This window comes from Algoriphagus sp., from assembly GCF_024642405.1.
GTDB lineage: Bacteria > Bacteroidota > Bacteroidia > Cytophagales > Cyclobacteriaceae > Algoriphagus.
In genome coordinates this window covers 1-15,470 of sequence record NZ_JAHEBC010000078.1, presented here as the reverse complement: position 1 = coordinate 15,470, position 15,470 = coordinate 1, and the positions used below count along the sequence as shown (strand labels likewise).

Genomic DNA, 15,470 nt, shown 5'->3' with positions numbered 1-15,470 from the left:
CCTTCGGCAGGCAGGCGGCGAGATAGGGTCGCTGCGCTTTTGAGATAGGGTCGCTTTGCTCCCGAGATATGCTGACGCGAGATATGCTTCGCGAGATAGGGTCGCTGCGCTCCTGAGATAAAGCTACGCTGAGATATCTGTCTTTAGGCTATCTTGTTTAATATCTGCTCGCAGAGCTATCTTTTGATTTTTAAGATAAGCTGCGCAAAATACAGCTTCGCTGAAATACTGTCGCTTCGCTCCTGAGATATGGCTACTCATAGATATCTGCCTTTAGGCTATCTTATTTCAATATCTGCTCGCAGAGCTATCTTTCTAAATAAATATTCTATACAAACTACAAGGATTCAGGTGTTTTGACTTTTTTAAATCCGGATGATCGAAGTCCAGCCAATAGTCCATCCCTATTTTTTGCATTACCCTAATCGAGGCTTTGTTGTCTGAAGAGGCTAGTGAGACCACTTCTTTGATCCCAATTTCTTTTGCATATCCTAGACATCGTTTTGCCCCTTCTGTGGAATAACCTTTGTTCCAGAATTCTTTTCGGATTCTCCAGCCAATATCTACGCAGGGAGTAAACTCGGCCTCAAAAGTTTTCCAACCCAGTCCTATCATTCCTAAGAGTTCTCCTGACTCCAGTAAATCCACTGCAAAGTAGCAGTAGCCTTTGTCTGCAAACATCCTGTTCATCCGCTCCATCATGGCTTGAGATTCCTCTTTTGAAAGTGGTTTTTCAAAGTATTTCATGGTTTCCAAGTCAGCATTCATCTGACTGAATACTTCCAGGTCAGAATCCAGCCAAGTGCGAAAACCAAGATTAGGTGAAGAGAAAAGGTAGGAGGGAGCTTTCAAAATTTTGGTTGAATTTAGAGCAATATCGGATATGGAATATAGAATTTCAAATGTTTCTCTTTTCAAATCGCTACTCCATTAAACGGATTAAACCTCCTTCTTCCCACAGACATTCCCACGGCTCGGCAGACGGTTTTTTCGCCAAATTTCCCATTGATTTTATCCATGGCCTGGTAGAGATTGATTTGCTCCTGAGTGTCTTCGAAAAGCTTGATCTGATAGTTGCCATAAACCAACGAACTGAAACGCACGCCGATCAGACGAATAAGCATGCGGCGATTGTAGAGTTTGCGGAAGAGTTCTTTGACTAACGGAATCAAGGTGTGATCTGCCGAAGTGTAAGGAATTCGCTTCTGTACCGTATGTGTGTCAAAGTCGGAATAGCGGATCTTTACACTCACGCAGGCCGATAGCTGTCGGTTTTGTCGTAGCTTTCCTGTGAGTTGCTCGCACATCGCTACCAGTGTAGCTTCCAGCATTTTCACGTCGATGGTATCTTGCTCGAAGGTATTCTCTGTGGAGATGGACTTGGCCTCGGAGTAAGGGACAACCAGAGAGCGATCGATGCCATTGGCTTTTTCCCAGATCATATTTCCGTTTTTTCCGAAAGTCGCCTGTAGAAGTTCGGCAGGCATTTGTTGTAGTGTCTGTACTTTTCTGACTCCCATATTATAAAGCGTCTGAGATGTTTTTTCTCCGATCATCGGGATTTTGCGTACGGAAAGTGGTGCTAGAAAAGGCTTTTCTTCTCCGAACAGAATCTGTTTTTCATTATTGGGTTTGGCTTCTCCTGTGGCTACTTTGGAGACAGTTTTATTCCCTGAAAGTCCCAGAGAAATAGGTAGTCCAGTCTCTTTCATGATGCGTTGCCGGATTTGCTGCGAAAGCTTGAAGCAACCGAAAAAACGATCCATTCCCGTAAGGTCGATGTAGAATTCATCGATGGAAGATTTTTCAAACAAGGGAACTTCCTCTCGGATGATTTCGGTGACCTCATGGGACTTTTGACTGTATTTTTCAAAATCTCCGCGGATGATCAATGCCTCAGGACAAAGTTGCCTCGCCGTCCGCATGGGCATAGCTGAATGCACACCGAATTTTCTCGCTTCGTAGCTGCAGGAAGCGACTACGCCACGATCACCCGAACCGCCGATTAGGATAGGCTTGCCGTTGAGCCTGCTGTCAAAAAGCCGTTCGACCGACACGAAATAGGAATCCAGATCCATGTGCACAATGCTTCTCCTCGCTTCCATTGATTTTGTTAATTAAATTGACATTTTAATGTTTATAAATTAAACAAAAGTTTTATATTTGACTACTTGAAAGAGAAAGATTGAAGGGAGTTGACAAATAAAAAAGAATAAACTAGAAATATGGTGGGAACACTATGGAAATAGACCCCCTTTGATTGTTAAAATACAATGGAAATATGATAGAAATACACCTCCCTCCGGTCGGTGAAATATTGGATGCAGATTCTATTTCGCTGAAGGCATATCTCAGCGAAGCTGTATCTCGGGAGTAAAGCGACCCTATCTCGCGAAGCCTATCTCAGGCGACGTAGGAGTCTATATTTCAGGAGCAAAGCGACAGTATTTCAGCGAAGCTATATTTCAATAAAGAATAAAATATGAATGAGAAACTGCCTTATATCCCAATTCATGAACTAGAGGTTTACCGCCTTTCCCGGAAGCTTTCTACAAATGCATGGAATGTTTATCAAAGGTTGAGTTTTCAAGAAAAGAAAGTTTGGGGAGACCAAATGCTATCTGCTGTTGATTCAGTAGGGGCAAATATTGCAGAAGGGTATGCTCGATTTCATTTTTTAGAAAAATCCAGATTCTATTACATTTCTAGGGCATCTCTATCTGAAGGTGTGGAACATTGGATTGATTTGGGCTTTGAAAGAGGAATTGTATCTGATCAAGAGTTCGAATTATTCAATCAACTCAGACGTGATATCCAAGTCAAATTAAATAACATGATTAAATCTACCTATTCTGCTAAAAATCAACTAAAAAATGATAGATGAATCAGTATTTCGCCCCGCATGCGGGGCTTATTTCCATAGTATTTCCATAGTATTTCAGATTTAATTATGACTCTAACTAATAACCTCAAACTTCTCCGAAAAAAGAAAAACCTGACTCAAGAGGTTTTGGCTTCGGCCATCGGGATTTCTAGATCTAAACTCGCGGGATATGAACTCAACGTCAATCCACCATTAGATACTTTGGTGAAGATTTCTGATACATTAGGAGTCTCGGTAGATATTTTGCTTCGGGAAGACCTGTCTTCTTATTCGGAATATAAACTCCGGGAATTGCTGGAAACGGATCAGTTTCTGAGAGGAAGAAAATTGCGAATTTTAGCAACTACCGTGGATGATCAAGGGAGAGAGTTGATAGAAGTGGTCTCACAACGAGCTAAGGCAAGTTACCTGGCCGGATTTGCTGATCCAGAGTATATTTCTGAGTTGCCGAGGTTTGCGCTACCTTTTTTGCCAACAGATAAAAAACACCGGGTTTTTCAAGTGGATGGTGACTCCATGTTGCCGATTCCTGATGGAGCTTGGATTGTATGTGAATATGTAGATGATTGGCTGACAGTCAAAAATGGAGAGCGCTACGTGATCGTTACCGAGCAGGATGGAGTTACTTTCAAATTGGCTTATAACCGAATCCAGTCCGATCAGAAATTATTGCTTTGCTCTGCTAATCCAATTTATCCACCATTCGAAGTGGAGATTGGTCAAGTTCGGGAAATCTGGAAATATCGATTGGCGATGAGTTGATCTATTAAACAATACAATAGAAATAAGTCTTACTGCGTTCGACGAAATACGATTGAAATATTTTTACTTAGATATTTTGAAAAAATAGTTAGCCCATGCCAATTTTATCTTCAACCCTCGGAAATATACTTATCAAATTAGAAGATGATAAGCTTATCCAACTTCAATTTACCGAGGATCCGGTCAATGAAGAACCATTGAAAGGAATGGTGGCTGAAGTGAAAAATCAGCTAGAGGAGTATTTTTCAGGCAAAAGGAAAGTATTTGATCTCACTCTCGAATTGAATGGAACGGATTTTCAGAAAAGTGTTTGGGAAGCAGTAAATGAAATCCCTTTTGGGCAAACGACGACTTATATGAAGCTTTCGCAGAAACTTGGGAATCCGGCAGCAATTAGAGCCGTAGGAGCAGCAATTGGAGCAAATCCTATTTTGGTGATTCTACCATGTCATCGCATTATTGGAACAAACGGACAATTGACTGGATACGCTGGAGGACTGGAAAGGAAACAAGCTTTGCTGGAGATAGAAGGGTTTCCAATCCAGCAAAACTTATTTTGAGTTTAGTCTTTTAGCTCCACGATCACTTCGATTTCTACAGCGATATCATTTGGCAGTGCAGCGACACCAACAGCAGATCGGGCATGTTTTCCGGCCTCTCCAAATACTTCTACCATTAAATCAGAGAAGCCATTGATAACGGCGGGATGCTTTGTGAAATCCGGTGCAGAATTAACCATTCCCAATACTTTTACAAATTGTTTGATGCGACTTAAATCACCTCCTGTGGCAGCTTTGAGTACGGCTAGGATTTCAATTCCTGTTTCCCGTGCTGCCTGATATCCTTCTTCAACAGTGAGATCAGCACCAACTTTCCCATATATATCAGGCCCATTTCCAGCGAGATAAATCACATTTCCAACTTGTCTCCACTTAACATACGTGCCCATGGGTTGGCCAACTTCAGGAAGTGTGATTCCCAATTCTTTGATTTTCGCGTCGGGATTTTGGGCGTTGGAGATAAAAGGAAGGCAAAATGCCATTGCCAATACGAAAAGTATTTGTTTCAATTTCATATTTAGGTTGATGTTTATTGTTCCTAAGCTAATCGATTCTGATTACTTTTACAGCCTATTCAACTCCAATTTCTATGAATGATTTAGCTGTTATCCCATTTTCTGCAGATTTAAAATCTGAATTTGAGACAATTAATAAAACATGGGTTCAAGAATATTTCACTTTGGAACCATTTGATATTGAGCAATTGGAAAACCCTGAGAAAACAATTATTGAAACTGGAGGAGATATCATCTTCGCAAAGCTTGAAAACGAAATCGTGGGTACGGTGGGTTTAGCTAAGGTAGAAGAAGGTGTTTTTGAAATGGTAAAGATGGGGGTGAAGCAAAGTGCACAAGGCAAAGGTGTTGGGATGTTTTTAGGAAAGGCTATTATAGAAAAAGCCAAGGAGATGGGAGGTAAAAAATTGGTGCTTTATAGCAGCACCAAGCTTCAACCTGCTTTGCATATCTATAAAAAACTGGGATTTAAAGAGACTGTTCCTGAAGCAGGGAAATATTGTCGATGTGATGTAAAAATGGAATTGGGATTATGAATAAACTTGAAAAACAGGATTTTTCTCATGTTTATGTCTGATTCTCATTAGTTTAATTTTTCTGGAATTTTTGGACTTTCGCTTATAAAACCAAATAGCCATGAAAACTCTTCTCGTTCCATTTGATTTTTCACCCTATGCTGTTGCTGCTTTTCGGACTGCCTTAAAAATCAGCCAAAAATCAGGCGCACAAATTTTATGTGTAACAGTTATTCCTACCGAACTGGACTGGGATTATGTCACAGATGATGTGAAAGCCAAAAACCCACAGATACAGGAGGAAATTGATGAAGCAGAAGAAGTTTTACCATCGTATCTTAGAACTCTGGCTCCTGCAAAGGCTCCAATAAAACCAATTATCAAAGTAGGTGTTCCCCATGATTTAATTCTTCAAGTTGCCAAGGAATATTCAGCAGATCTAATTGTTCTTGGAGCTTATGGCGAAGGAAAAGGAGCCCAGGAGTTTATTGGAAGTAACTTACAAAAGGTTTTAAGGAATGCGACATGCCCAGTATTGGCGGTCAAAGAATTGTTAGATGGAAACGGTTTTCGCAAACTTGCTTTTGCTTCAAATTTTGAGGATTCTTCCAAAAAAGCATTTGCTAGCATTAAGCCTTTGGTAAAGCTTTTTAGAGCGAGTGTCCATTTAATATTTGTGAATACTCCAAAGAATTTCACTAATTCCACGGAAATTGAAGATAAGATGAATGATTTTATGAAAGGGCATGAAGAAATAACCTTCCATAAGCATACATTTAACTATGCCGAGGTAGAAAATGGATTAGCTAAATTTGGGGAATTAAGTAAGATTAGCTTGGTGGCTATTGTTTCCGGGCATCATGAAAAGAACCCCAGTTATCAGATTGGTACCACAGAAACACTTATTTTTCAAAGTGATTTAGCGGTGTTAAGCATAAAAATCTGATCTACCAGAATCGAAACCGTTTTTCGTAAATTCTGTCTCTGAAAATCCAGTTTTGGAAGATGTCTTCAGATAGGTGAATTTCCAATCCAATGTTGATGGTCATATACCCATCAAATCGATGTCTTAATCCTGAGCCTCTTCTGATTCGTCCACCATTTTGGAGGATTTTATCTACGTCTGGCATGCCATTATCATCTAGATATCTTGGATTACGGATTGCTAATCTTAATCGATCAGGATTTGTTCCATCGACATAATCTTCCACCAAATCCAAGTAAAATTCACTTACATTAAATGCTGAGATATCATCCATATAGTCAGTAAGCGTGAATCGATAATTACCCTCAAAAGTCAAATCCATGTATACATTTAGCTTGTATTTGAGGCCTAACCCCATGGGAAAGGCGAGGATGTATCGCTCGTATGGATTGTTTTCAAGCTGTAACGGTCGAAGGTCTACCCATTCACCATCAAGTTGAGTTTCTGGATTGTTGGTAGATAGTGCTAGTCCCGCGAAAATATAGGGATTCCAAAGAGGTCTATGGATATTTGGCACTTTCACCGGGTGCCAGTGGTATTCGAAGATGCTTGAAATTTCCCAGTTCTTAGCTCTGAAAGTAAGATTTCTAGGGAATCGATAGGCCCTGGGGTCTGAAGGTAAATCAGCTCCTGACATTTTATAATAAGATCCTTCTAATCGAGTTCTTAAATGCGTACCAATAGTTCTCCGGATTGCAAAGCTTGCATTCCAGTCAGGTTGTATACCTTCATTGTACTTCCAAAAAGAATATAACTCTCCAAAATATTGTGTTGGTCCAATACTGGCTGAAATAGACCAAGGCTCTTCAAATCTGTAGCGATAAAAGCTTTGTGAATGGGCAGCCCAAGCGGAAAAAAACAAACAAATGAATAAAAGTATTTTTAATTTCATTACCTACTTTTCTCTTTGACAAAGAGTTACATGTCGAAAATTAGACTATTTACTCATATTTTCAAATCCCGACTTTAAATGTAGGTCTCTTTGTGGGAATGGAATTTCAATTCCATCTTCTCCAAACCTTCTAAAGATTTCATAATATAATTGGCTTTTTAATATTTTGGGTCTGTTTATGTATTCAGAGGTCCAAACTCTTAAATTAAAATTGATACTGCTATCACCATAATCTTCAAAAAGTACGTCTGGCTCAGGTGTGTCCAATACCCCCTTGTTTTTCTTTGCAACTTCCATCAGTATGGCTTTTACTTTTTGTGGATCTTCTTTATAAGAAACCCCAACTGGAAAATTGAATCGGATTTTCCGTTCATTGTGAGACCAATTGATGACTTGGCTATCAATAAATTGACTGTTAGGAACTATGATAGAAATATTGTCATTTGTCACTATCATCGTGGATCTGGCGGAAATTTTTATTACATCACCTGATACATCGCCGACCTCTATTCTATCTCCAACTTTAATCGGTTGTTCAAAAAGTATGATAAGTCCACTGATGAAATTATTCGTGATGTTTTGTAAACCAAAACCAATACCTACACCGAGTGCACCTGCCAAAATTCCAAAAGCGCTTAGGTCAATGCCATTAGTTTGTAAAATGGAAAAAACACCAGCCAGAATTAGAAAGTATTTAATCATTGTACCAATGGACTGTTTGGTACCGGTATCAATTTGATATCTTTTCAGAACTTTGTGGACTGTAAATCGCCTAATCCATTCCGTTATTACAAAGAGTGCGATAAAAGAAACTGATAGAGTAATAATCAATCCTAAGGTGATATTTGATTCTCCCAGGTTAAATAGACTATAATTCATTAGCTCTTTAAACCATTCAATGAATGATTGAGCATTATCTTTTGCCATTTGATTTAAATTTTCTTGCATAGAAATCCGGAGACTTTATCGAAATTTCAGGTTTAAAAATATTGAGAATACAGCCCTTAAACTATATATATTTACACCTCTTTTAAAGTTCAATAGAATATTTTGTTTTAAAGCTTAATTAACTCTGTTTTTAAAACGATTGATTGGATTTTGTTAATTTTGAAACATGAGTAAGAATAAAGAAGAACTTGAACATAGGCTACGGCTTCGAAATATTAAGCTTTCGGATTATGATGATATCCATGCGATCATGACCTCAATCTATAAAAATGCAGGAGGATCATGGACGAAAGAAGAGCTTAAAAACCAATTAAGGGCATTCCCTGAGGGCCAGATTTGTATTGAGGACAATGGGAAAGTGGTTGCTGGTGCACTAAGTATTATTGTGGATTACAATCAGTTTGGGGATAACCATACCTATGATGAAATCACTGGGTACGGAAAATTTGATACTCACAACGAAGAAGGGGATACTCTTTACGGAACAGATGTATTTGTGGATAAAGAATACCGTGGAATGAGAATTGGTCGAAGGCTTTATGATGCTCGTAAGGAGCTTTGTGAAAACCTGAATTTAAGATCAATTATTGCAGGGGGAAGAATTCCTGGTTACACCAAATATGCAGATGAAATTACGCCGCGTAAATATATTGATTTGGTAAAAAACAAAGAGATATTTGATCCAGTGCTTTCTTTTCAGATAGCCAATGAATTTCACGTTAGAAAAGTAATCACAAAATATCTTCCTGAAGATACTGATTCCAGGGCCTACGCTACTTTACTGGAATGGATCAATATTTATTATGAAAAAGACGAGAAACTTATTGGTAATAAAAAGTCAATTGTAAGATTGGGCTTAGTACAATGGAAGATGCGTCGATTTTCAAATGTGGATGATCTGATGCAGCAAGTGGAGTTTTTCGTAGATACTGTTTCTGGCTATAAATCTGATTTCTGCCTGCTGCCGGAATTTTTCAATGCACCACTTCTGGCAGAATTTAATGATATGGATGCATCGGAAGCAATTCGTAATCTAGCTGATTATACCAGCGAGATTGTTTCAAGGATGAGTGATTTGGCGGTTTCCTACAATGTGAACATCATCGGTGGATCCATGCCGGAATACGATGGGAAGAAATTGAGAAATGTGAGTTATCTCTGCCGCAGAGATGGAACTCAAGCCAAACAATACAAACTTCATATTACTCCGGATGAAGCTTCTTATTGGGGTCTTCAAGGAGGAAATGGTATCAATGTGTTTGATACCGATGCAGGACGGATCGGGATCCTGATCTGCTATGATGTGGAATTCCCTGAACTGGGAAGGATTCTGGCAGAACAGGAAATGGATATTTTGTTTGTACCATTTTGGACAGATACGAAGAATGCTTTCCTTAGAGTAAATACCTGTGCGCGATCCAGAGCAATAGAAAATGAATGTTATGTAGCCATCACTGGTTCGGTTGGTAATCTTCCTAAGGTTGAGAATATGGATATCCAGTATTCTCAAGCAGCAATTTTCTCTCCATCCGATTTTTCATTTCCTCATGATGCAATTGTGGCTCAAGCCTCTGAAAATGAAGAAACAATTATCGTTGCTGATGTTGATTTAGATTTATTGACAAAGCAGAGAAAAGCGGGGAGTGTTAGAAATTTAGAACAAAGAAGATTAGACTTATATTCAATTCAATGGAAGCAGAAAAAGTAATTGAGGAATTTTTCTCTTCTGTTTCTGCAGATATCTGGGAGAGAGCAAAGAAAATCAAACTTCTTATTACTGATATCGATGGAGTCATGACAGATGGTGGTCTTATCTATGATGATAGAGGTTTGGAGTTTAAGAAATACAATGTCAAAGATGGGCTCATTGTAAAACACTTAAGAAAATCAGGAGTGCTAGTAGGAGCTATTACAGGACGGGAGTCCCAAGTTGTAATCAATCGATGCGAGGAACTGAGATTTGATTTTCATTATCACGGCGTCAAGGATAAAGGAAAGAAGTTGAAAGATTTGATTGAAACAATGGAGATTGAATTGGATTCTATTGCATATATAGGCGACGATCTTATTGATCTTCCAATTTTCCGTCAGGTTGGATTTGCTGTAGCCCCTTTAGATGCGGTTTCTTATGTAAAGCCATTTGCACATTGGGTTACATCTGCAAAAGGAGGAGAAGGGGTATTTAGAGAAGTGGCGGATTTGATTTTACATTCCAAAGGATTGTTGGTTCCGATTATTGAAAATTTATCAAAGAAAGAAGCATGATTAAGAATACAAAACCGATGAAAATCACTGAAAATGTGATCTTAGGTGAAGAAAAGCCAGTTCTTTTTTCGGGGCCATGTGCCGTAGAGAGTTATGATATATGTCTTGAAATTGGCACAAAAGTAAAAGCTTGGGCAGATCAGCACGGTTTTTCATACGTTTTTAAAGCTTCATTTGATAAAGCCAATAGAACTTCTTCTGGCTCTTTTAGAAGTATAGGGATGGATAAATCTTTGGAAGTTTTGCAAAGAGTAGGAAGTACTTTAGGGGTACCATTAGTGACTGATATACATGAAAGTTATCAGGCAAAAGAAGTAGCTGAAGTGGTGGATGTTCTTCAGATTCCAGCTTTTCTTTGTAGACAAACAGATCTTTTATTAGCCGCCGGTGAAACTGGAAAAGCAGTGAAAATAAAGCGGGGTCAATTCATGGCTCCTGAGGATATGCAATATGCTGTTACGAAAGTTAGATCAACTGGCAATGAAAATGTTTGTCTCACCGAGCGAGGGTTTTCTCTAGGGTATCATAATCTGGTAGTTGACATGAGAGGATTACCCATCATGCGTCAGTTTGCTCCAGTGGTTTTTGATATAACCCACTCTGTACAGCAGCCTGGAGGGCAGGGAGGTAGTTCAGGTGGTCAACGTGAATTTGCTCCTATTTTAGCGAGGGCGGCAGCCGCTACAGGAATTGATGGGTTTTTCATAGAAACTCATCCAGAGCCAGCCAAAGCACTAAGTGATGGTCCCAATTTAATTCCATTGCATAAAATGGGAGAATTCTTGGAAATGCTTAAAGAGGCTTGGATGCTTGGAAGAAAATTTCAGGATTTTCAAATTCAATAAATAACTCGAAATGATAAATAAGTTGATTTTTAATTTTTCGTTAGTAATAAATTTAATGTTTTCAGTTTCCGCAATAGCCCAATCCGAAAGCGAGGTTGCGGAACTGATTCGATTCAGGATGGAATCAGATGTGCCCGGAGATAATATTGAAATAAGGAACGTGCCCTTGTATTCTTCAGACGATATTTTGAATTTTTATAACCACCGTGCTTTCCAACAAGCTTGGTCTAAAAATGGAGACTTAACGGAACTAGCTTACGAATTGAGATTTGAAATCAAACAATCAGAATTTGATGGCTTAAATCCTCAAGATTATAATTTAGCAATCATTGAATCGTTTTTTGTAACCTTTGAAGAGAATAAGAAAAATGGAGTTTCCAATGAGGTAGGAGATTTGGCTGATTTGGATGTTTTTTTAAGTGATGCTTTTTTTCATTTGGCAGATAATCTGGAGATAGGTAAAGTAGATCCTTCCAAATTTGGTGAAGATTGGGAAATTGCCAGGAAGCAACGGGTTACAGATTCCCCTTCTCTTTTAGAAGAAGCGCTTACCAATGCATCAATAAGGCAAAGTTTGGAATCACTTTATCCTAAATTCAGCATTTATAAAAAAGGAAGAGAAGTCATTCGTGAACTTTCACAAAAAGTAGAAGAAGATACGCTTTCATGGAAAAAGATAAAAATTGATAAATCAATCCATGTCGGAGAATCCAATTCTATCATTCCTTCTTTGAGGGAACGTTTGATTTATTGGAAGATTTTGGATGATTATGAACCGAAAAATGATAAGACTTATGATTCCGTCATGATGGCTGGAATCAAGGATTTTCAAGGTACTCATGGGATGGTTACCGATGGTATTATTGGTTCCATGACAGCAAAAGCATTCAATAATTCCCCAAAAGATAAGTTGGAAAAGGCCATTGTAAATATGGAAAGGTTAAGATGGCTTCCAGATACAGTGAAAAATGCAGAATTCATTCTCGTGAACATTGCAAATTTCCAGTTGGACTACATAAGAAACCTTGACACATTGCTTACGGCAAAAGTGATCGTTGGTAAAAAGTATCATGAGTCTCCTATTTTTATGGCTGACATGAGTTATATCGTATTTAGTCCATATTGGAATATTCCTTACTCGATTACAAAGAGTGAAATAATACCTAGTGTCAGAAAAAATCCAAATTACATCTCTGAAAAAAATATGGAAGTTATTACTCCTTCAGGGAAAGTAGTTGATTCTAAAACCATCGATTGGAGTGCAAAATCTTTTCCCTATTTGGTAAGGCAAAAGCCAGGGCCTAGTAATTCGCTTGGATTGGTGAAATTTATGTTCCCCAATAAACATAACGTTTACATTCATGATACAAATGCTAGGTCTTTATTTGCTTATGATGACCGAGCCAGAAGTCATGGCTGTATCAGAATAGAACACCCCGAAAAATTCGCTGAAATTCTTTTGGAAAATGATCCCAACTGGACATCTGAAAAAATTCAGGAATCCATGGGTAAAACAGAAGAACAAGTCGTGAAATTGGACCGGAATATTCCTGTAGTATTGGTTTATCTTACCTTTTGGGCCGATTCCAACGGTGAAGGGCATTTTCGAGATGATATCTATGATCGAGATGCAGAAGTGCTAGCTGCATTGAAAAATTAAATGGATTTTTAATTTATCTAACTTTAATTTTAGATAAAAAATGAAGGAAGATGTTTAAATAGGCATTTTGATAATTTGCTTCTTCTTTGCTAACTGCGATGAAAGTTGCTTCTAAGAGCGAATCAAATTAGAGGACTGAAGATAGCTCTCATCCTGGCCATAAATAAATAGCAGAGAACCTTCCTTTATAAAGTCAATCGCTTTCGATGATAGTTCAGTTGGAAGTGCCGGGCATCCTAAACTTCTTCCTAATCTTCCAGAACTTTTTGCAAATTCTTCTCTTGCATAATCTGCACCATGAATAACTATAGCACGGTTTCTGGCCTGATCATTAAAACCTTTCTCTAAACCATCCAGTCGAAGCGAGTAGCCATGTTTGCCATGATAAGTTTCGGCTGTTTTGTAAAAACCTAAGCTACTTTGGTAGGATTCGGGCTTGTTGGAAAATTTACTTGCAATTAAATTCCCAGAATTTCTTCCATGTGACACTACTGAATGAAGTAAAACAAGTTTCCTTTCGGGATCTATAATCCACAATCTTTTTTCTGTTGATGGAAGGCTAAAATCTATAATTGTAATGACTTTGGACTTCAGTTCAGTGTTTAATTTTTCCCATCCCTGCATCGCTAAAGCAAAAACATCTTTGTTAGGGAGAACATCCGTTTTTACTGAGAGTTGCTCATACAATGAAAATGACAAGCTTGAATTATTGTTCGGGCTTTCATTTATCGTTGTATTTTCAACTGGAGGCAGTATTAAACTGAAAACCCAAAGAATTGGAATAAGTAAATTTGAAGAAATCATATTAAGGGATGATTTTGTAAAGTTACAATGTTTGTTCTATTATTTAAAGTTCCAATTCTTCAGAATATTTCAAAATAAAAGATTACACACACAGATATATAGATGGAACCTAATTATAACTACATTTGGTTTATACAGTTGCGTATTTAATGTTAGTTTTTATTGCGAAATATTATTCTGTAATATTGCCGCTCATTTAAAATTTAAAACACTGAACAGTAAGTGTTTATTTATTTTGTTTAAAATATTTTAAAAAAAGTTAAACAAAATTAAAACTTCTCCTGTTCCAATAACGCATGAAAGTTACCGTATTTAGAAAAGAGCATTTTAACGCAGCCCATCGATTACACAATCCAGAATGGTCTGACGAAAAGAATAAAGCTTTTTTTGGAAAGTGTAATAATCCTAATTATCACGGGCACAATTACGATTTGACTGTGATGTTGAAAGGAGAAATTGATCCGGATTCTGGGTATGTTTATGATATGAAACTTCTCAGTGATCTAATCAAGGAGCATGTTCTTAAAAGATTTGACCACAAAAATTTAAACTTGGATACCGATGAATTCAGTCAACTTAACCCAACCGCTGAGAATATTGCAGTGGTTATTTGGAATATTTTAAGGGAAAAAATTGATCGGAAATTCGAATTAATTATTCGACTATATGAAACGGAAAGAAACTTTGTTGAATACGATGGGAATTAATATTTCCAGAGCATCATTTGAAGAAATTGGTGAGGAACATGTAGGTACCTCCCTAGAAACACCATTAAGAGAGGATGCTTTTGAAATGGATGATGATTTAAAGGTCGAATTAATCGAAAAGCATTTCCGTGAAATCATGCATATTATGGGTTTGGATTTATCAGACGATAGTTTGAAAGGAACCCCTCATCGTGTTGCAAAAATGTATGTCAAAGAGGTTTTCAGTGGATTGAATCCAAAGAATAAGCCTGTTGCCAAACTTTTTGAGAACAAGTATAAGTACAATGAAATGTTGGTGGAGAAAGACATCACCTTCCATTCCCATTGTGAGCATCACTTCGTGCCTATTTATGGAAAAGCCCATGTGGCATATATTTCAGGTGGAGAAGTAATTGGACTTTCTAAAATCAATCGAATCGTCCAGTATTTTGCAAAGAGACCACAAGTTCAGGAAAGATTAACCATGCAGATTGGTAACGAACTGAAGGAAGTCTTAAAAACTGATGATGTGGCAGTCATCATGGATGCGAATCACATGTGCGTAAGCTCAAGAGGGGTACAAGATGTAAATAGCTCCACAGTAACTTCTTTCTTCTCAGGGAAATTTGAAAAAGATGAACAATCCCGCAATGAGTTTTTGAAATATATTTCTTTAGAGAAATAAATACCATTAGAACCTAAACCAACAGAAACCGGGCTGAAAAGTCCGGTTTTTTTGTTTAATCTAAATTCCCTCCATCAGTCTAAGCGAAATGTAGAGTTTGCAAAAGGTGTCTTAATATGAATTTAAAAAAGGTAAATAGACTAATTTTTAAACCTGAATGATTGAAAGTTATAAATACCTATTATCTTTTTTTGTTTTGATTTCAGACCGTCTCATAGGCATTTGGTCTATGGTTCTGAATAACGCTTCACTTGTTAATAATTCATTTTTCCTGAGCTTTACCCCACCGTCTAAACCCAAAAGAATAACTTCGAATTGAGTATCTTTTTTTTGAATTTTTCTGAAACTTTCGTCTGTTTTTTTCCAAATGTCTTCATGATCAAGTCCCTGTTTTATTTGGCCAGACTTAACTTGATATATAACCAAACGCCTCTCTTCCAAACCTTTCTCATGTTTCTTTAATT

At 37.8% G+C, this 15,470-nt stretch carries 19 protein-coding genes; 11 read left to right on the top strand and 8 right to left on the bottom strand.

Annotated elements, in window-relative coordinates:
* Nucleotides 1-123: 123 nt before the first annotated feature.
* The 3 genes from Q0L68_RS08225 to dinB all read right to left on the bottom strand — a co-directional run bounded on the left by Q0L68_RS08225 (nucleotide 124) and on the right by dinB (nucleotide 2,105).
* Nucleotides 124-261, bottom strand: coding sequence for a hypothetical protein (locus Q0L68_RS08225; protein ID WP_296701585.1), 138 nt, complete (start codon nucleotides 259-261; stop codon nucleotides 124-126).
* A 54-nt stretch (nucleotides 262-315) separates the two neighbouring features.
* Nucleotides 316-852, bottom strand: a complete 537-nt coding sequence (locus tag Q0L68_RS08220; RefSeq protein ID WP_296701583.1) for a GNAT family N-acetyltransferase — start codon at nucleotides 850-852, stop codon at nucleotides 316-318.
* 62 nt (nucleotides 853-914) lie between these two features.
* The gene (gene dinB, locus Q0L68_RS08215) at nucleotides 915-2,105 is read right to left on the bottom strand and encodes a DNA polymerase IV (RefSeq protein ID WP_296701581.1); all 1,191 of its coding nucleotides are present in this window, start codon (nucleotides 2,103-2,105) and stop codon (nucleotides 915-917) included.
* A gap of 377 nt (nucleotides 2,106-2,482) precedes the next feature.
* Between dinB and Q0L68_RS08210 the strand changes: the two genes are divergently transcribed.
* The 3 genes from Q0L68_RS08210 (at nucleotide 2,483) to Q0L68_RS08200 (ending at nucleotide 4,206) form a co-directional block, all read left to right on the top strand.
* Nucleotides 2,483-2,884, top strand: a complete 402-nt coding sequence (locus Q0L68_RS08210) for a four helix bundle protein (protein ID WP_296701578.1) — start codon at nucleotides 2,483-2,485, stop codon at nucleotides 2,882-2,884.
* A 66-nt stretch (nucleotides 2,885-2,950) separates the two neighbouring features.
* Nucleotides 2,951-3,646, top strand: coding sequence for a LexA family transcriptional regulator (locus Q0L68_RS08205; protein ID WP_296701576.1), 696 nt, complete (start codon nucleotides 2,951-2,953; stop codon nucleotides 3,644-3,646).
* A gap of 95 nt (nucleotides 3,647-3,741) precedes the next feature.
* Nucleotides 3,742-4,206, top strand: a complete 465-nt coding sequence (locus Q0L68_RS08200) for a methylated-DNA--[protein]-cysteine S-methyltransferase (RefSeq protein WP_296701574.1) — start codon at nucleotides 3,742-3,744, stop codon at nucleotides 4,204-4,206.
* A 2-nt stretch (nucleotides 4,207-4,208) separates the two neighbouring features.
* Here Q0L68_RS08200 and Q0L68_RS08195 read toward each other — a convergent pair whose 3' ends face one another.
* The gene (locus Q0L68_RS08195) at nucleotides 4,209-4,721 is read right to left on the bottom strand and encodes a RidA family protein (RefSeq protein ID WP_296701572.1); all 513 of its coding nucleotides are present in this window, start codon (nucleotides 4,719-4,721) and stop codon (nucleotides 4,209-4,211) included.
* 74 nt (nucleotides 4,722-4,795) lie between these two features.
* On the opposite strand from Q0L68_RS08195, the gene Q0L68_RS08190 reads away from it, so the two are divergent.
* The gene (locus tag Q0L68_RS08190) at nucleotides 4,796-5,257 is read left to right on the top strand and encodes a GNAT family N-acetyltransferase (protein WP_296701570.1); all 462 of its coding nucleotides are present in this window, start codon (nucleotides 4,796-4,798) and stop codon (nucleotides 5,255-5,257) included.
* A 100-nt stretch (nucleotides 5,258-5,357) separates the two neighbouring features.
* Nucleotides 5,358-6,182, top strand: coding sequence for a universal stress protein (locus Q0L68_RS08185; protein WP_296701569.1), 825 nt, complete (start codon nucleotides 5,358-5,360; stop codon nucleotides 6,180-6,182).
* Between the two features lies 1 nt (nucleotide 6,183).
* Here the strand turns inward: Q0L68_RS08185 and Q0L68_RS08180 are convergent, their stop codons facing one another.
* A complete protein-coding gene (locus Q0L68_RS08180) occupies nucleotides 6,184-7,113 on the bottom strand; it encodes a DUF6089 family protein (protein ID WP_296701567.1) in 930 nt (309 codons plus the stop codon).
* Between the two features lie 45 nt (nucleotides 7,114-7,158).
* Nucleotides 7,159-8,061 carry a mechanosensitive ion channel domain-containing protein gene (locus Q0L68_RS08175; protein ID WP_296701565.1) on the bottom strand — a complete coding sequence of 301 codons (903 nt, stop codon included), beginning with the start codon at nucleotides 8,059-8,061 and terminating at the stop codon, nucleotides 7,159-7,161.
* A gap of 166 nt (nucleotides 8,062-8,227) precedes the next feature.
* Here Q0L68_RS08175 and Q0L68_RS08170 point away from each other — a divergent pair, with 166 nt between their 5' ends.
* Genes Q0L68_RS08170 through Q0L68_RS08155 form a run of 4 tightly spaced genes read left to right on the top strand, consistent with a single transcriptional unit; the run spans nucleotide 8,228 to nucleotide 12,831 of the window.
* A complete protein-coding gene (locus Q0L68_RS08170) occupies nucleotides 8,228-9,769 on the top strand; it encodes a bifunctional GNAT family N-acetyltransferase/carbon-nitrogen hydrolase family protein (RefSeq protein ID WP_296701563.1) in 1,542 nt (513 codons plus the stop codon).
* Complete coding sequence (locus tag Q0L68_RS08165) at nucleotides 9,751-10,326, top strand: HAD hydrolase family protein (protein WP_296701562.1); 576 nt, start codon at nucleotides 9,751-9,753, stop codon at nucleotides 10,324-10,326. The genes Q0L68_RS08170 and Q0L68_RS08165 overlap by 19 nt, the downstream gene beginning before the upstream one ends.
* Nucleotides 10,323-11,171, top strand: coding sequence for a 3-deoxy-8-phosphooctulonate synthase (gene kdsA, locus Q0L68_RS08160; protein ID WP_296701560.1), 849 nt, complete (start codon nucleotides 10,323-10,325; stop codon nucleotides 11,169-11,171). The genes Q0L68_RS08165 and kdsA overlap by 4 nt, the downstream gene beginning before the upstream one ends.
* Before the next feature lie 55 nt (nucleotides 11,172-11,226).
* A complete protein-coding gene (locus Q0L68_RS08155) occupies nucleotides 11,227-12,831 on the top strand; it encodes a L,D-transpeptidase family protein (protein ID WP_296701558.1) in 1,605 nt (534 codons plus the stop codon).
* A gap of 111 nt (nucleotides 12,832-12,942) precedes the next feature.
* Here Q0L68_RS08155 and Q0L68_RS08150 read toward each other — a convergent pair whose 3' ends face one another.
* The gene (locus Q0L68_RS08150) at nucleotides 12,943-13,635 is read right to left on the bottom strand and encodes a murein L,D-transpeptidase catalytic domain family protein (RefSeq protein WP_296701556.1); all 693 of its coding nucleotides are present in this window, start codon (nucleotides 13,633-13,635) and stop codon (nucleotides 12,943-12,945) included.
* Nucleotides 13,636-13,931: 296 nt separating this feature from the next.
* On the opposite strand from Q0L68_RS08150, the gene Q0L68_RS08145 reads away from it, so the two are divergent.
* Both Q0L68_RS08145 and folE read left to right on the top strand, forming a co-directional pair.
* On the top strand, nucleotides 13,932-14,342 hold the full coding sequence (locus Q0L68_RS08145) for a 6-carboxytetrahydropterin synthase (RefSeq protein ID WP_296701554.1): 411 nt from the start codon (nucleotides 13,932-13,934) through the stop codon (nucleotides 14,340-14,342).
* Nucleotides 14,302-15,006, top strand: coding sequence for a GTP cyclohydrolase I FolE (gene folE / locus Q0L68_RS08140; protein WP_296701553.1), 705 nt, complete (start codon nucleotides 14,302-14,304; stop codon nucleotides 15,004-15,006). The genes Q0L68_RS08145 and folE overlap by 41 nt, the downstream gene beginning before the upstream one ends.
* Before the next feature lie 168 nt (nucleotides 15,007-15,174).
* Here the strand turns inward: folE and Q0L68_RS08135 are convergent.
* The coding region (locus Q0L68_RS08135) for a DUF4174 domain-containing protein (protein ID WP_296701551.1) at nucleotides 15,175-15,470 on the bottom strand (296 nt) is incomplete at its 5' end.

Bases quoted from the DNA above. Each gene is read 5' to 3' on its own strand.
- Q0L68_RS08200 (WP_296701574.1), top strand. From the start codon at position 3,742: ATGCCAATTTTATCTTCAACCCTCGGAAATATACTTATCAAATTAGAA.
- folE (WP_296701553.1), top strand. From the start codon at position 14,302: ATGAAACGGAAAGAAACTTTGTTGAATACGATGGGAATTAATATTTCC.
- kdsA (WP_296701560.1), top strand. From the start codon at position 10,323: ATGATTAAGAATACAAAACCGATGAAAATCACTGAAAATGTGATCTTA.
- Q0L68_RS08150 (WP_296701556.1), bottom strand. From the start codon at position 13,635: ATGATTTCTTCAAATTTACTTATTCCAATTCTTTGGGTTTTCAGTTTA.
- Q0L68_RS08190 (WP_296701570.1), top strand. From the start codon at position 4,796: ATGAATGATTTAGCTGTTATCCCATTTTCTGCAGATTTAAAATCTGAA.
- dinB (WP_296701581.1), bottom strand. From the start codon at position 2,105: ATGGAAGCGAGGAGAAGCATTGTGCACATGGATCTGGATTCCTATTTC.
- Q0L68_RS08175 (WP_296701565.1), bottom strand. From the start codon at position 8,061: ATGCAAGAAAATTTAAATCAAATGGCAAAAGATAATGCTCAATCATTC.
- Q0L68_RS08185 (WP_296701569.1), top strand. From the start codon at position 5,358: ATGAAAACTCTTCTCGTTCCATTTGATTTTTCACCCTATGCTGTTGCT.
- Q0L68_RS08195 (WP_296701572.1), bottom strand. From the start codon at position 4,721: ATGAAATTGAAACAAATACTTTTCGTATTGGCAATGGCATTTTGCCTT.
- Q0L68_RS08170 (WP_296701563.1), top strand. From the start codon at position 8,228: ATGAGTAAGAATAAAGAAGAACTTGAACATAGGCTACGGCTTCGAAAT.
- Q0L68_RS08155 (WP_296701558.1), top strand. From the start codon at position 11,227: ATGTTTTCAGTTTCCGCAATAGCCCAATCCGAAAGCGAGGTTGCGGAA.
- Q0L68_RS08180 (WP_296701567.1), bottom strand. From the start codon at position 7,113: ATGAAATTAAAAATACTTTTATTCATTTGTTTGTTTTTTTCCGCTTGG.
- Q0L68_RS08225 (WP_296701585.1), bottom strand. From the start codon at position 261: ATGAGTAGCCATATCTCAGGAGCGAAGCGACAGTATTTCAGCGAAGCT.
- Q0L68_RS08205 (WP_296701576.1), top strand. From the start codon at position 2,951: ATGACTCTAACTAATAACCTCAAACTTCTCCGAAAAAAGAAAAACCTG.
- Q0L68_RS08210 (WP_296701578.1), top strand. From the start codon at position 2,483: ATGAATGAGAAACTGCCTTATATCCCAATTCATGAACTAGAGGTTTAC.
- Q0L68_RS08165 (WP_296701562.1), top strand. From the start codon at position 9,751: ATGGAAGCAGAAAAAGTAATTGAGGAATTTTTCTCTTCTGTTTCTGCA.
- Q0L68_RS08145 (WP_296701554.1), top strand. From the start codon at position 13,932: ATGAAAGTTACCGTATTTAGAAAAGAGCATTTTAACGCAGCCCATCGA.